This is a genomic window from Dietzia sp. E1, assembly GCF_014145015.1.
Taxonomy (GTDB): Bacteria; Actinomycetota; Actinomycetes; order Mycobacteriales; family Mycobacteriaceae; genus Dietzia; species Dietzia cinnamea_A.
Map to the genome: position 1 here is coordinate 1 of NZ_JAALDU010000096.1, position 12,851 is coordinate 12,851.

Annotated in this window: 11 protein-coding genes and 1 pseudogene; 3 read left to right on the forward strand and 9 right to left on the reverse strand. The window is 68.7% G+C overall.

From position 1 onward, the window contains the following. Both G6030_RS04195 and G6030_RS04200 read left to right on the forward strand, forming a co-directional pair. Positions 1 to 2,048, forward strand: a 2,048-nt coding sequence (locus G6030_RS04195; RefSeq protein WP_182642298.1) for a DUF3427 domain-containing protein, incomplete at its 5' end; no start/stop codon positions are given. Positions 2,049 to 2,288: 240 nt separating this feature from the next. Beyond that, positions 2,289 to 3,260 (forward strand): VOC family protein, encoded by a 972-nt coding sequence (locus tag G6030_RS04200; protein ID WP_182642299.1) that lies wholly within the window; start codon positions 2,289 to 2,291, stop codon positions 3,258 to 3,260. 51 nt (positions 3,261 to 3,311) lie between these two features. Here G6030_RS04200 and G6030_RS16360 read toward each other — a convergent pair. From G6030_RS16360 to G6030_RS04235, 8 genes and pseudogenes are all read right to left on the reverse strand, one after another. Then, positions 3,312 to 3,497 (reverse strand): annotated as a pseudogene (locus G6030_RS16360) (sucrase ferredoxin); the annotation flags it as partial. A 132-nt stretch (positions 3,498 to 3,629) separates the two neighbouring features. Continuing rightward, positions 3,630 to 4,634 carry an alpha/beta hydrolase gene (locus tag G6030_RS04205; protein WP_182642300.1) on the reverse strand — a complete coding sequence of 335 codons (1,005 nt, stop codon included), beginning with the start codon at positions 4,632 to 4,634 and terminating at the stop codon, positions 3,630 to 3,632. Then, entirely contained in the window at positions 4,631 to 5,503 is an 873-nt protein-coding gene (locus G6030_RS04210) for an SDR family oxidoreductase (RefSeq protein WP_341255216.1), read from the reverse strand. Before G6030_RS04210 ends, G6030_RS04205 begins: the two co-directional genes overlap by 4 nt. Further along, positions 5,500 to 6,660 carry a hypothetical protein gene (locus G6030_RS04215; RefSeq protein WP_154829233.1) on the reverse strand — a complete coding sequence of 387 codons (1,161 nt, stop codon included), beginning with the start codon at positions 6,658 to 6,660 and terminating at the stop codon, positions 5,500 to 5,502. Before G6030_RS04215 ends, G6030_RS04210 begins: the two co-directional genes overlap by 4 nt. Positions 6,661 to 6,758: 98 nt before the next feature. Further along, complete coding sequence (locus G6030_RS04220) at positions 6,759 to 7,778, reverse strand: AraC family transcriptional regulator (RefSeq protein WP_182642301.1); 1,020 nt, start codon at positions 7,776 to 7,778, stop codon at positions 6,759 to 6,761. Between the two features lie 114 nt (positions 7,779 to 7,892). Further along, on the reverse strand, positions 7,893 to 8,699 hold the full coding sequence (locus G6030_RS04225; protein ID WP_241724144.1) for a sucrase ferredoxin: 807 nt from the start codon (positions 8,697 to 8,699) through the stop codon (positions 7,893 to 7,895). 92 nt (positions 8,700 to 8,791) lie between these two features. Next, positions 8,792 to 10,003: a cupin domain-containing protein gene (locus tag G6030_RS04230; RefSeq protein ID WP_182642302.1), complete on the reverse strand. Its 1,212-nt coding sequence runs from the start codon at positions 10,001 to 10,003 to the stop codon at positions 8,792 to 8,794. 6 nt (positions 10,004 to 10,009) lie between these two features. Next, complete coding sequence (locus tag G6030_RS04235) at positions 10,010 to 10,276, reverse strand: BatC protein (RefSeq protein WP_182642303.1); 267 nt, start codon at positions 10,274 to 10,276, stop codon at positions 10,010 to 10,012. Between the two features lie 321 nt (positions 10,277 to 10,597). Between G6030_RS04235 and G6030_RS04240 the strand changes: the two genes are divergently transcribed. Beyond that, on the forward strand, positions 10,598 to 11,497 hold the full coding sequence (locus G6030_RS04240; protein ID WP_182642304.1) for a 3-hydroxyacyl-CoA dehydrogenase: 900 nt from the start codon (positions 10,598 to 10,600) through the stop codon (positions 11,495 to 11,497). Between the two features lie 182 nt (positions 11,498 to 11,679). On the opposite strand, the gene G6030_RS04245 is transcribed toward G6030_RS04240, so the two are convergent. Next, positions 11,680 to 12,714, reverse strand: coding sequence for an aspartate-semialdehyde dehydrogenase (locus tag G6030_RS04245; RefSeq protein ID WP_007632984.1), 1,035 nt, complete (start codon positions 12,712 to 12,714; stop codon positions 11,680 to 11,682). Positions 12,715 to 12,851: the final 137 nt, after the last annotated feature.

Consider the following 12,851-nt stretch of genomic DNA (forward strand, 5'->3'; position numbering starts at 1 on the left):
CAGAATCGGATCAATGCACTCTGATTCCGGAAGGGCCCCTTTACCCCACCCTCCTCTTTGTCGCCCACCGAAAGGAAATTCTGACTCAGGCGCTTGCAACGTACCGAAGCGTTCTCGGCGACCAGAATTTTGGAGAACTACTTGTGGGCGGCGAGCGACCGAGTCGAGGCACCCATATATTTGCGAGCATCCAGTCGATTAGCCGCGGAGCACAGGCCGGAATCTCTTCGTCATGGGACGTCATTGTCGTCGACGAGTTTCACCACGCAGAGGCTGCTACCTACCAGCATTTATTAGAAAACTACGAGGCATCGGAGTTACTAGGACTCACAGCGACGCCCGAGCGAGCCGACGGGGTAGACGTCAGCAAGTTCTTCGGTGGACGAACCGCGGTTGAGCTCCGCCTGTGGGACGCCCTCAACCAAGATCTTCTGTGCCCATTTCACTACTACGGAATCTCGGACGAGACGGATCTCAGTACCGTCAAATGGACGTCGTCCGGATACGACCCCACTCAGCTGTCGAACTTGTACACCGGCAACGATGCTCGTAACGCCCTCATCTACCGGGCGCTTCGAGAGAAGGTGCTCGACCCGAGAGCGATGCGTGCTCTCGGTTTCTGCGTGACCATCGAGCACTCCGAATACATGGCTAAGTGGTTTACAGACCGTGGGATTCCTGCAATCTCGATCAGCGCTAAAACCGCTCGCGAGGACCGCGAACGCGGCATCAGTGACCTTAGAGCAGGTCGCATCAACTGCATTTTCACGGTGGACGTATTCAACGAGGGCGTTGATATTCCCGAGGTTGACGTGGTGCTTATGCTCCGGCCGACTCAAAGTTCGACCGTCTACATCCAGCAACTGGGCCGCGGGCTGCGCAGGTCACCCGCCAAATCAGTGCTCACCGTTCTCGATTTCGTGGGCCATCACCGCGCCGACTTTGACGTATCCGCCCGATACCTGTTGATGACCGGCCGCACCCGGAGGGAGCTCGGACAAGACCTCGAGAAGGGATACCCCACCTTGCCAGGTGCGTCCCGGATTGTTCTCGACGAGATTACCCGCGCCGAGGTGCTGGAGTCCGTCAAGCGCGCAGCCAACAACTCGAAGATGACCGCGCTAGTGGCTGACCTACGAACAGTTGGAGTGGAGAAAACGCTGTCGGCTTTTCTTCGAGAGACCAATCGCACGCTAGATGACGTCTACAGAGCGGATCGGTCGTGGCACACAGTGGTCGTTAAGGCCAAGGGAGATCCCGCGGTCCCAAAGGATGAGCACTCCCTCCTCAAGCGACTCCACCGACTGCGAACTGTGGACGACCTCGACCGTATCGACGGGTACACACACGTCGCGACGGCCATTCGCAACGGCGATTCAGTAAGTGAATCCGATCCATGGGCGCGGATGCTCATCGACTTCATGTTTCCCCGCGACAAATTCGACCGATTCGATGACGCGGTGGAGCTCCTGTCCCGATACCCGAGCGTTCTCGATGAAATTCCCGAACTAATGGAAGCCGCCAGGGACAACATCGAATTGCTGCCGCTGCCTCTCGGTGGCTCTCTAAGCAACCTCCCGCTCCGCTCCCATGCGCGTTACCAGCGCGAAGAGCTACTCTCCGGTCTTAAGTGGACGTCGATGGACCGCCGACCCGGCACACACCGTGAGGGGGTTCTATGGTCCCCTGAGGTCGAAACTGACCTCTTCCTAATCAACTTGCACAAGGACGAGAAGACGTTCAGCCAGAGCACGATGTACCGCGACATCCCGGTAACAAAGGACTTGTTTGACTGGGAGTCCCAGTCCACGACAAGACAAGCATCGCCCACCGGCAGGCGATACATCGCGCACAAAGAAAACGGCACGAACATCCTCTTGGCAGTCCGCAACTCTCCGGATGACGAAGTCGGCACGGCACCTTTCCTCCTTTTAGGAGGAGCCGATATCGAGTCGTACGAAGGTGACAAGCCTATTCGGTTCCGCTGGCGGCTTCACCGCTCTATGCCAGCGGAAGTGCTCGCGGAAGCGTCGGTTATCGGGGCGTAGCCGCATCGGAGCCGCCGCCCGATCAGCGTGACTCGGCGGCGGCTTCCTCCGTGCGATGGCTAATCCTCGTCGTCGTCATAAAACCCACCACCCCACCTGCACCTTTCCCACCCACCGGAATCGACCGGTGACGCGCGCCACAACGCGGTCACAGTGTCCTCATCCCTCCCTACCGCGCGCGACGCGCCGGGCGGCGGCACCCCCGGCACGACGGGACCCTCATCGGCGAAAGGACACTCCATGGGCGACATCCGGGCCCTCGGCTACCTCAGGATCGACACCACCGACCTCGACCGCTGGCGCACTCTCGCCCACGACGTGTTGGACCTGGGCGTGGGCGCCGGCGGCGACGACGACACCCTCCACCTGCGCCTCGACGAGCGCGCCCGCCGCATCACGCTGCGCCGCGCGGAGAAGGACAACCTCGCCGCGGTGGGCTGGGAGGTGCGCGACGAGATCGCCCTGGACCGCGTCCGGGCCACCCTCACCGAGCACGGCATCGCCTACCGCGACCTCACCCACGACGAGACGCAGGCCATCAAGGTCGACGGCGCCATCACCCTGGAGGACCCCTGCGGCCAGCGCCTGGAGATCTTCCACGGCGCCGAGCTGGACCACTCCAAGGTCTCCACCAAGTACCGCACCGAATTCGTCACCGACGAGCTGGGCCTGGGCCACCTCGTGGTCCCCACCACCGACTACGACGCCACCATCGGCTTCTACCGCGACGTGCTGGGCTTCCACACCCGCGGCGCGTTCCCGTTCCCGTCCGCCCCCGGCATGCCGCCGCTGCGCATCCAGTTCATGGGCGTCAACCCCCGCCACCACAGCTTCGCCGTGATGCCCGCCCCGCACATGGGCCCGGGGATCGTGCACATCATGCTCGAGGTGGCCGAGATGGACATGGTCGCCCAGGCCATGGAGCGCACCACCGAGCACGGGTTCGGCATCTCCTCCACCCTCGGCCGCCACACCAACGACAAGATGGTGTCCTACTACCTGCGCGCGCCCGGCGGCTGGGACATCGAGTTCGGCTACGACGGCCTTATGGTGGACGAGGACCAGTACCTCCCGCAGAACATCACCGCCGACAGCTACTGGGGCCACGACTGGTCCGGCAGCGAGCCGCTGGCCTGCACCATCCCGCTCGAGGAGACCGCCGCCGAGGCCGTGGCAGACTCCCTGTCCGAGCCCGTGGTGGAGAGCGTCTGACGCACTGACGCGCCCTACGCGCCCCTGACCTCGATCAGCTCCCACCACCGCGCGGGCATGGTGCTGGGCGCTCTGCACCGCCGCCGAGTGGCTGCTGCGTCCGCGCAGGTACCGCTCGTCGACGCGACCCTCGGTGTAGCGGGTGACGATGTCTGCCGGGTCCTCCGCCTGGTCGACGCGGCCGTAGAAGAGACCGTGCGGCAGGACGAGCATCGTCGCGGCGAAGCGGTCGCCGCCCGGCTACTGAGCCGGATGCGTGGTCCTCGGCCGGTGCTCACGGACCGGGAGTCCGAGGTCCTGCGCGCCGTGGCCGAGGGGGCTCGAGCAACCGGCAGCCCGCCGAGTCGCTGCACCTGTCCGAAGGCACGGTCAAGACCCATCTCGTGCATGTCTTGAGAGAGGGCGCTGTGAGACCGGCGCCGTCATCGTCCGGCGCAAGAACTCGGCCGTGATCCTGCCGGCGTGGCGGCTGTGCGGGGTCAGGCCGGCGAGCACCGGGAACGCGTGGACTGCCGAGTACCACCGATGGGTCTCGACGGGCCGCCCGGCCGCGTGGAGGTGTTCGGTCAGCTGGAGCGCGGCCGGTTCCACGAGTTCGCCCGCGGCCAGGGTGATCAGCGTCGGCGGGAACACCTCCGGATCGCAAGTGAGCATCGAGCGGCTGCTCTCAAGCCCGTCGGCGTGGCGCTGCCACAGCCTCTGGAACCGCTGCACCGTGACGGCCGGTTGGTAGGAGTCGCGCGTGGCCCACGGCCCCTCACGCACCTCGCCATCGACGTCGAGCAGGGGCGAGTAGCCCACCATCGCGGCGGGCTGGCGGACGCCGTCGCGGGCGGCCAACTCGCAGATCGCGGCGGCCAGGTACCCGCCCGCCGAGTCCCCGGCCACCACGATCCGGTGATCCGCGGGCAGTTGCTCGGACAGAGCGCGATACCCGGCGTAGGCATCCGCGACCACGGTCGCCAGGTCGACCTCCGGCAGCATCCGGTAGTCCAGCGAGTGCACGGTCACGCCGAGGTCTATCGCTAGCCGGCCGCAGAGCCCACGGTGGGTGCCGGGGCCGCAGAAGACGAACGCGCCGCCGTGGAGGTAGAGCAGGGTCACGTCGGCCAATGCGTCCGGGCCGACGGAATCGGGGGTCGACGTCTCGGCCGCGGTGCCGCCGAGCACGGTCCGTTCCACACGCACCCCGGCGGGGCCCGCCAGTCGCGAGAACCCGCGCTCGACTGCGGCCAGCCCCCGGATCCCGGCGCCGGTCATGGGCCAGAAGCGGTACACCTGACGGAGCGTCGCCCGCCCGGCCCAGTAGAGCAACCGGGACTGCAGGTCGACCTCACGATGGATGATCACGGAGGGGTCTGTCCGAGTGGTCACGAGCGGGACGATCCTTGCGTTCGTAGGAGAGTGCGCTGCTTCCGGCGACCCTTGGCGGCCATCAGCGGCAGGAGGGCGGACGCCAGGCGGGGGAACGCGGCACCCAGCCTGGCCAGCGCCCCGCGCCTAGCCGGGACGGCCGTAACCGGGCGCCGCGACTCCAGCACCCTGCCCACCGCGCGCACCACGTCCTCCGACTGCAGGAGGACACCCGAAAACGACAGCGCCGCCTGCGGGTCCTCGAGTTTGTCGAAGAGCATCGGGGTCCAGATGCCGTCCGGGCAGACGCACGAGATGTCGATATCGTCCACCCCGGCCAGCCGCAAGTCGGCGGCCGTGCTGGAACTGAAGCCCATCACCGCGTGTTTGGACGCCGCGTAGACGGCCTCGCCCGGGACCGCGGAGATCCCCGCCAGCGAGACGATGTTGACGATGTGCCCGCCACTGCCGGTCGCGCCGGTGCCCGGGATACCAGCGCTGCGGCCGCGCATGGCCTCGATCGCGGCGACCGTGCCGTTGATCGTCCCCAGCGCGTTGACGTCCAGCATGAGCCGCCGCTGCTCGTCGGTCTGCTCCCACGCCGGGCCGGTGAGCAGGACGCCGGCGTTGTTGACCCACACGTCCACGCCCCCGGTCTCCGCGACCAGCCGGTCCCGGGCCTCGTCGACCTGCCCGCGATCGCGGATGTCGACAGCGGCCCAGAGCGCACCCCGCCCGATCTCCGCGGCCGCCGTCCGGGACGACTGCTCGTCCAGATCGGTGATCATGACGCGATACCCGCGGTCGGCCAGCAGGCCCGCGATATCTCGGCCCAGGCCGCGACCGGCCCCGGTCACGAGCGCGCTGCGGATCCTCGTCGTCGTCGTCACTTCCCGTCCCTCAGTCCGGCGCGGATCTCGCCGTAGGAGATCCCACCGTGGCAGTACGTCGGCACCACCGGCCAGAAACGCTTCCACGGCGCCAGTTCGGTGGAGGGCAGGATCTGCAGCCAGCGCGGGTCGGTCGGGCACGGGTCGGCGAGGGTCTTCTCCTTGATCATGGAGTCGTACTGGTCCAGCGCGTCCTCGAGGGTGTTGGCGTTGGGGCAGATCTCGCGGCCGTACTCGCGGTGGTAGCGGCGGACGCCGGGGATCTTCGACAGCTCCGGCTGCCAGTTGTCCAGGGAGATGCCGTTCTCGGAGGACACCCACACGCCGTCCGGGGTGTTGATGACCAGCGAGTGGTTGCCGTCCGTGTGGCCGGGCGTCCACAGCAGGGCGATTCCGGGGCCGAGCTCGATGTCGCCGTCGAACACGGCGAACCTGTCCCGGTGGACGCCGTCGAGTCCGTCCTCGACGTACCAGGCCCATTGCATGGGGTGCAGGTCCTCCAGGGTGGCCAGTTCGCGGCGGTGCACGAGCAGCTGCGCGTCGCCGAACAGGGCGGTGCGCGGCGTCGGCTCGCCCGCGATCACCTCGCTCGAGCCGAGAATCATCCGGGGGTCCTGCACGTGCAGGTGGTCGAACGTGAGGAAGTCCACGTCCTCCGGTCGCAGCCCCACCTTGGCCAGGGCCTCGCCGGGCTCGTTGAAGTACTTGAGAATCGCCTTGCTGGCCAGGCGGCCGCCGGGGACGGCGTCGACCAGCCTCTCCAGATTGGCGTAGAACGGCGCCTTGGCGGAACCGGCGGGGACGGTCGGCTCGAACACCAGGGTGCGGGGCCGACCGTTCCAGTCGTCGTACTGGACCACCACCATGCGGTTGATCATGGTGACCAACGGCAGGCTGGGCACCGACACCGCGTTGTCGAAGGCGTACTTGACCGGGTACGGCGCCCCGGCCACGTCGACTGACCGCACCGCCCGCACCTGCCCCTGCTGCACGAACCGCTTCTTGTACTCGGCGGCCGCCGAGCGCACCGCCCTCAGCCGCTCGCCCCGCGGCCACACGTCGTGGACGCCGTCGAATTCGGGGATCGGCCGCGCGCCGATCTGCTCGAGCATGGGTCCGGACACCTGGTCCGAACGCGGTGGATCTTCGCGCAGCATCGTTCGCTCCTCCTCGCCGATGGGGTGGCCGCCCGGAGGGCGCCGGTCGTTCCCGCGGTCGACACCAGCATCCGGTGTCCGGCGGCGGGAAACTTGTGTCAGGGCGACAGGTTGGTGGTCCGCCTCAGCTCCCCGGGGGACATACCGAACCACCGGCGCGCCGCGTGGCTGAGCGTGGCCTGCTCGGCGAAACCGACCAGGTCGGCGATCTGGGTGAAGGACAGGTCGCTGGTCGTGATGAACCGGTGCGCGCGATCCCGACGCAGGTCGTCGACGACCCGGCCGTAGGTGGTGTCGACGGCGGCGAGGCGACGTTGCAGCGTCCGCGGGTGGAGCAGGAGCGCCCCGGCCACCTCGACGAGGGTGGGGACGCGGCCGGGAAGGCGCTCCCCCACGAGGCGGCGCACCTGGTGAGCCACCGAGTCCGCCGGGTCGGAGTACGAACCCGTCAGGTGATCGATGGCCGCACGACGGAGATCCTCATCCGCGGAGGCGAACGTGGCATCCAACATCCGACGGTCGACGCACAGCGCGGCCGCGGGCCGGTCGAACTTCACGTCGACGCCGAAGAAGCCCAGGTACCGGCCGACCGGCGAGAGTGGTCCGTGCGGCACCTCCACCGACCGCAACCCGGTGGACTGCCCGACCAGATGCACGGCGACCCGGTAGAACACCCCCAGCCCCAGCTCGGCGGCCTGCGGCGAGTACGGCGACTCGGTCAGCTCCTTGCGGTAGGTTAGGGCGATCACGCCGCGCCGGCCCCACGGGTCGTCGCCGACCTCGATCCTCAGCGCGGGGCTGTGCACGAACATGAACCGCGCCGCGCACTCCAGTGCCTCCGCGGGAGTCTGCGACGATCCGATCGCGCGCGCGATGGGGCCGAGAATCGTCAGGTCCTGCCGTTCGGCCAGCCGCAGACCGAGGTCCGGGCAGCGCAGGTGGGCCGCCGCCGCATCGAGCATCCGGTCGTGGTCGGTGATCGACAGCAGCCCGTCCTCGTCCGCCAACGTCTCGGGCTCGATGCCGAACCGCGCGAGCAGCCGATCCGGATCCCCGCCGAGTTCGGTGACGAGCGCCCCGAACCCGCGCAGGCTCGCGGCGCGGATCAACGGCCGCATCGACGCCCCTTCCCTCTCACGTGGCGTGCCGGCGAGAAGCCGCGGTCGGGTGCGTCTCCGCGTAGCACCACACGGTTCGACCATCCTCGCTCCACCTCACCATGCCGTCCGGCCCTACCCGCCGCCCCGCACCTCGATCAGCTCCCACTGCCTCACCGGCCCGGGGGCGTGGGCCCGGCACATCGTGAAGATCGGCTCGGAGTAGGTCTCCCGCAGCCACACCTCGACCGGACCGCGCGGGCCGGCAAGCGTCACCTCGACGTGCTCGTCGCCCTCGACCACGCTCACGGGGGCAAAGGCGCCGATCCGGTCGTCGGGCACCACCGCCCTGGCGTGGTGCTGGGCGCTCTGCACGACCGCCGAGTGGCTGCTTCGCCCGCGCAGGTAGCGCTCGTCGACGCGGCCGTCGGTGTAGCGGGTGACGATGTCGGCCGGGTCCTCCGCCTGGTCCACGCGCCCGTAGAAGAGCCCGTGCGGCAGGACGAGCATCGTCGCGGCGAAGCGGTCCCCGCCCAGGTGGGAACACTCCCAGGTCTCCTCCGGGTACCGCTCGGCGATCCGCGCGGCCGCCGCGCGCCCCCGAACAGCGCAGCACTGATCGTGCTTGCCGTGCGCGCACACCGCGACCAGCGGCTCGTCCGTGGGCACCCCGGCGGTGCCGTCGAGGGGGATCTCCGCGTACCCGACCGGTCCGTCCACCTCGCCCCAGCGCAGCGCCTCGTGCCCGGGGCGGGCGTCGGCCAGCGCCCACCGCCAGCGTTGCCCTCCGGTATGACGACGACGACCCGGCCTGCGGATCGCGGCCACCCTCACATCGGCCTCCTGGGCTCGTCCGGCGATCTCGCGGCCCAGCTCCGCCGGGAGGAGGGCGGGTGAGTCGAGCAACGCCGAGTACCCCCACGGGCCGGACAGCTCGACCATCAGCCACCGCAAACCTCGTGACCCCGACCCCTCCAGGGGATCGCCGCGGCGCAGCGACGAGTCACTGCACGGCTCCCAGTCCGCAGGCCTGCTCACAGAGCCACCACCACACCCTCGCGGAGCAACCGGCGCAGCACCACCACGCCGTCCGCGGCGTCCAGCCCCGGGAGCGCGCCGGCGCTGACCGGGTCGCCGTCGATCATCTCCCGCAGCGCGGGCTCGCACTCCGCCGGGAAGGTGATCGACTTGTCTGGCAGGCGCAGAACGACCTTGTCGGCAACATCAGCCGGGCCGATCGAACCGTGTAGGCCGTCGCGCCACCTCACCGGAGTGTCGGCGTCGAGCGCGGCGACGGCATCGAGGGTGGCCAACGGGCGGATGGCCGCGGGCCGCGTGAGTTCCAGGTACCGGGCGGCGAGCGCCCGGCCGGTCCGCGCCGCGATCGCGTCCGGCTCCTCGGAGGCCGATCGGGCGATCGCCGCGAGCACCTCCCGCACGTGGCCCTCGGTCCGGGCCGCGTTCACAGGGGCGAGGCCGAGCGGCAACGACGCGCGCAGCTCCTCGTCTGAGACCAGGCCGTCGAGCACCGCCCTGGCGACGTCGACCCCGGTGAGGGGAGCCACGCCCACCGTCAGATGGATCGACGTCTCGCCCAGCGCCTCCGCCGAGTGGATCCAGCCACGCGGTAGGTACAGGCAGTCCCCGGGCTCGAGGACCTCGTCGATGACCGGCTCGTCTGCGGCCCGCGCCGAGATCGCCTCGCGATGATCCGTCCACGGCTGGTCAGGCAGCGGATGGTGGTGGACGGGCTCGTGCACCCGCCACCGCTTGGCGCCCGACACCTGGAGCACGAACACGTCGTGCACGTCGTAGTGCGGGTCGAAACCCCGATTGGCCGGCGGGGTGATGTACGCGTTGGTCTGCACGGGATGGCCGACGTCCGCGTTCATGCCCCGGACGAATTCGATGATCGGCGGCCAGAACCGGTGCAGGCCCTGCAGCACGATCGTCGCCCCGGCCGCGAACTGCGTGAGCATCCCGTCCGGGTCTATCTGATCGGCGATCTGCGCACCGAAGCCGGCGGCGCGGGTGAAGCACGCCCGGTCCACGAGCGAGCCCTCCCGCGCCATCCGGACGAACGGCGTGCGCACACCCCGCTCGGCGATGATCTCGTCGACCATCGCCGGCGACAGCAGATCCGAGAAGTCGCGCGGCAGCTGTGCCGAGCGGGTCAGCAGCGGGCGCCGACCCCAGACCTCGTCCGCGAACTCATCGCGCCCGCAGCCGATGCACCGCTCCAGCACCAGGGATCACTGCGTACCGTCGGCGCCGCCATCAGCACCGTCCGGATTCGACCCGCCGTCAGCGGGCCCTTCGCCGGCATCGGCAGCCCCGTCGGCCCCGCCGTCGTGACCCTCCGGGTTCGAGCCACCGTCGGCCAGGCCCTCGCCCTCGCCCTTGGTGTGGTGCGCAGACCCGTCCGCGCCGCCGTCGTGACCGCCCGGGTTGGAGCCGCCGTCGGCGACCCCTTCGCCCTGGGCAGCGGAGGTGATCATGTCGTCGTCGTTGATGGCCATCTGCGTTCCTCTCGTCAGTGCAGGCCGATGACCTGCACGATCGTGTGGTGTCGCCATCTGCCCGACTGTGGTCCCGGACACAATGGCCGTTCCGGTTCCCACTATGGCACCGGCCGGACCTCGGCACGACCGGACGCAACGGGCCCGCAGCAACCGATTCCGCGGGCCTCAGCCGGTTCCCATGCATCGGCCGACGGGGGTTCTCACGGCGCACGACACGCAAACTGCCGTCAGCCTGTGCGACCCAGGTCGGACCGGCGTAACGTCGGTCTCGCGGAACCACCGCACGCATCAGCGTGAACGAGAGGAGCTGCAATCACCTTGACCGACATCACCGAGGTAACCGTTTTCGGAACCGGCGTACTCGGATCCCAGATCATCATGCAGGCCGCCTACCACGGCAAGACCGTGACCGGCTACGACATCTCGGACGAACTGCTCGCCGAACTGCCCGAGCGATGGGAGTGGATGCGCGGCTACTACCGGCGTGACCTCCCCGACTTCGACGAGGCCCGTTTCGACGCCGCCATCAAATCCATCAAGACGACCACGGACATCGCCGAGGCGGTCGCCAACGCCGACCTGGTGATCGAGTCGATCCCGGAGAAGCTCGACCTGAAGAAGCAGGTCTGGGCGCAGATCGGAGCCCACGCGCCGGAGAAGACCATCTTCACCACCAACACCTCGACGCTGCGGCCCAGCGACTTCGCCGCCGACACCAGCCGCCCCGAGAAGTTCCTGGCACTTCACTTCGCCAACCTCGTGTGGCGCTACAACACCGGCGAGGTCATGGTCACGCCGCAGACCGACAAGAAGTACTTCGACGCGGTCCTCGAGTTCGCCGGCGAGATCGGCCTCGTCGCCGTGCCCATCCACAAGGAGACGCCCGGTTACCTCCTGAACAGCCTTCTCGTCCCGTGGCTCAACGCCGGCGCCGCCCTCTACGTCAACGGCGTCGCCAATCCCGCCGACATCGACAACGTCTGGCGCACCGCCACCAACTCGCCGCACGGCCCGTTCCAGGTGTTCGACACGGTCGGCTTCAATGTGGCCGCCAACATCTCCCGCGCATCCGGCGACCCCACCAGGATCAAGTTCGCCGACATGCTCCAGGAGGGAATCGACGCCGGAAAGGCAGGACTCGGCGACGGTCAGGGCTTCTATCGTTACGACTCCGATGGCAACATCATCGAGCCCGTGGAGGACTGGAACCTCAACTGAGCGACGGGCCGAGGCGGTGCCGCCCACTCGGCCCTCGGCGCGACGAAAGCCGCCGCCCGGCGCGAACACCGGGCGGCGGCTCCGTCGTTGCAGCCGCGGACCTCGTCGTCGTCGTACTCCCGACGGCGTACCCCGCGACCGCCTACCTGACCGGCAGGCGCGCTACTTGACCAGCAGCTGCGTTACTTGACCAGCAGCTCCGCGATCTGGATGGTGTTGAGCGCCGCGCCCTTGCGCAGGTTGTCGCCCGCCACCATGAGGTTGAGGCCCTTGTTGCCCTCGATCGATTGATCCTGGCGGATGCGGCCCACCAGCGACTCGTCGATGCCCGCGGCCTCGAGCGGCGTCGGCACGTCGACGACCTTGACGCCCGGCGCCTTGGCCAGCAGCTCGCGCGCCTGGTCCGGGGTGATGTCCTTCTCGAACTCGGCGTTGATGCTCAACGTGTGGCCGGTGAACACGGGCACGCGCACGCAGGTGCCGGCCACGCGCAGCTCCGGCAGGCCGAGGATCTTGCGCGACTCGTTGCGCAGCTTCTGCTCCTCGTCCGTCTCCTCCGAACCGTCGTCGACCAGCGCACCCGCCATCGGCAGCACGTTGAACGCGATCGGCGCGACGTACGGCCCGGTCTCGTCGACCTTGAGCGCCGAACCGTCATGCACCAGCTCGTGACCCGCGCCGACGTTGCCGGTGATCTGGTCGTTGAGCGTGTCCACGCCCGCCAGTCCGGACCCGGAGACCGCCTGGTAAGTCGACACGACCAGGCGCTTGAGGCCGGCCGCGTCGTGCAGCGCCTTGAGGACCGGCATCGCGGCCATCGTGGTGCAGTTGGGATTGGCGATGATGCCCTTGGGCGGGTTCTTCGCCGCGTCCGGGTTCACCTCGGAGACGACGAGGGGGACGTCGGGGTCCTTGCGCCACGCGCTGGAGTTGTCGACGACGACAGCGCCCGCCGCCGCGAATCTCGGCGCCTGCTCCTTGGACATGGTGCCGCCCGCGGAGAACAGGGCGATGTCGATGCCCTCGAGCTCCTCGTCCGTGGTGGCGGCGGTGTCCTCCACGACGATGTCCTCGCCACGGAACGGCAGCGTGGTCCCGGCCGAGCGGGCGGAGGCGAAGAAACGGACCTTGTCCGCCGGGAAGTCCCGCTCCTCGAGCAGGGCACGCATGACGCGCCCCACCTGGCCCGTGGCTCCGACTACGGCGACAGTGGTCATCTGTGAGGTCAACTCCTGGAAATCTTGGCGACCCGGCCCGCCGCGGACGGGTTCTCCGCCCTGCGCTCGACCGACCGGTGTGACGGCCCAGTCTACCGAGGCCCGCGACGATAGACAGCGGCCCGCGTCACACCCCG

Bases quoted from the DNA above. Each gene is read 5' to 3' on its own strand.
- G6030_RS04225 (WP_241724144.1), bottom strand. From the start codon at position 8,699: ATGGTCGAGCTGTCCGGCCCGTGGGGGTACTCGGCGTTGCTCGACTCA.
- G6030_RS04215 (WP_154829233.1), bottom strand. From the start codon at position 6,660: ATGCTGCGCGAAGATCCACCGCGTTCGGACCAGGTGTCCGGACCCATG.
- G6030_RS04200 (WP_182642299.1), top strand. From the start codon at position 2,289: ATGGGCGACATCCGGGCCCTCGGCTACCTCAGGATCGACACCACCGAC.
- G6030_RS04235 (WP_182642303.1), bottom strand. From the start codon at position 10,276: ATGGCCATCAACGACGACGACATGATCACCTCCGCTGCCCAGGGCGAA.
- G6030_RS04245 (WP_007632984.1), bottom strand. From the start codon at position 12,714: ATGACCACTGTCGCCGTAGTCGGAGCCACGGGCCAGGTGGGGCGCGTC.
- G6030_RS04220 (WP_182642301.1), bottom strand. From the start codon at position 7,778: ATGCGGCCGTTGATCCGCGCCGCGAGCCTGCGCGGGTTCGGGGCGCTC.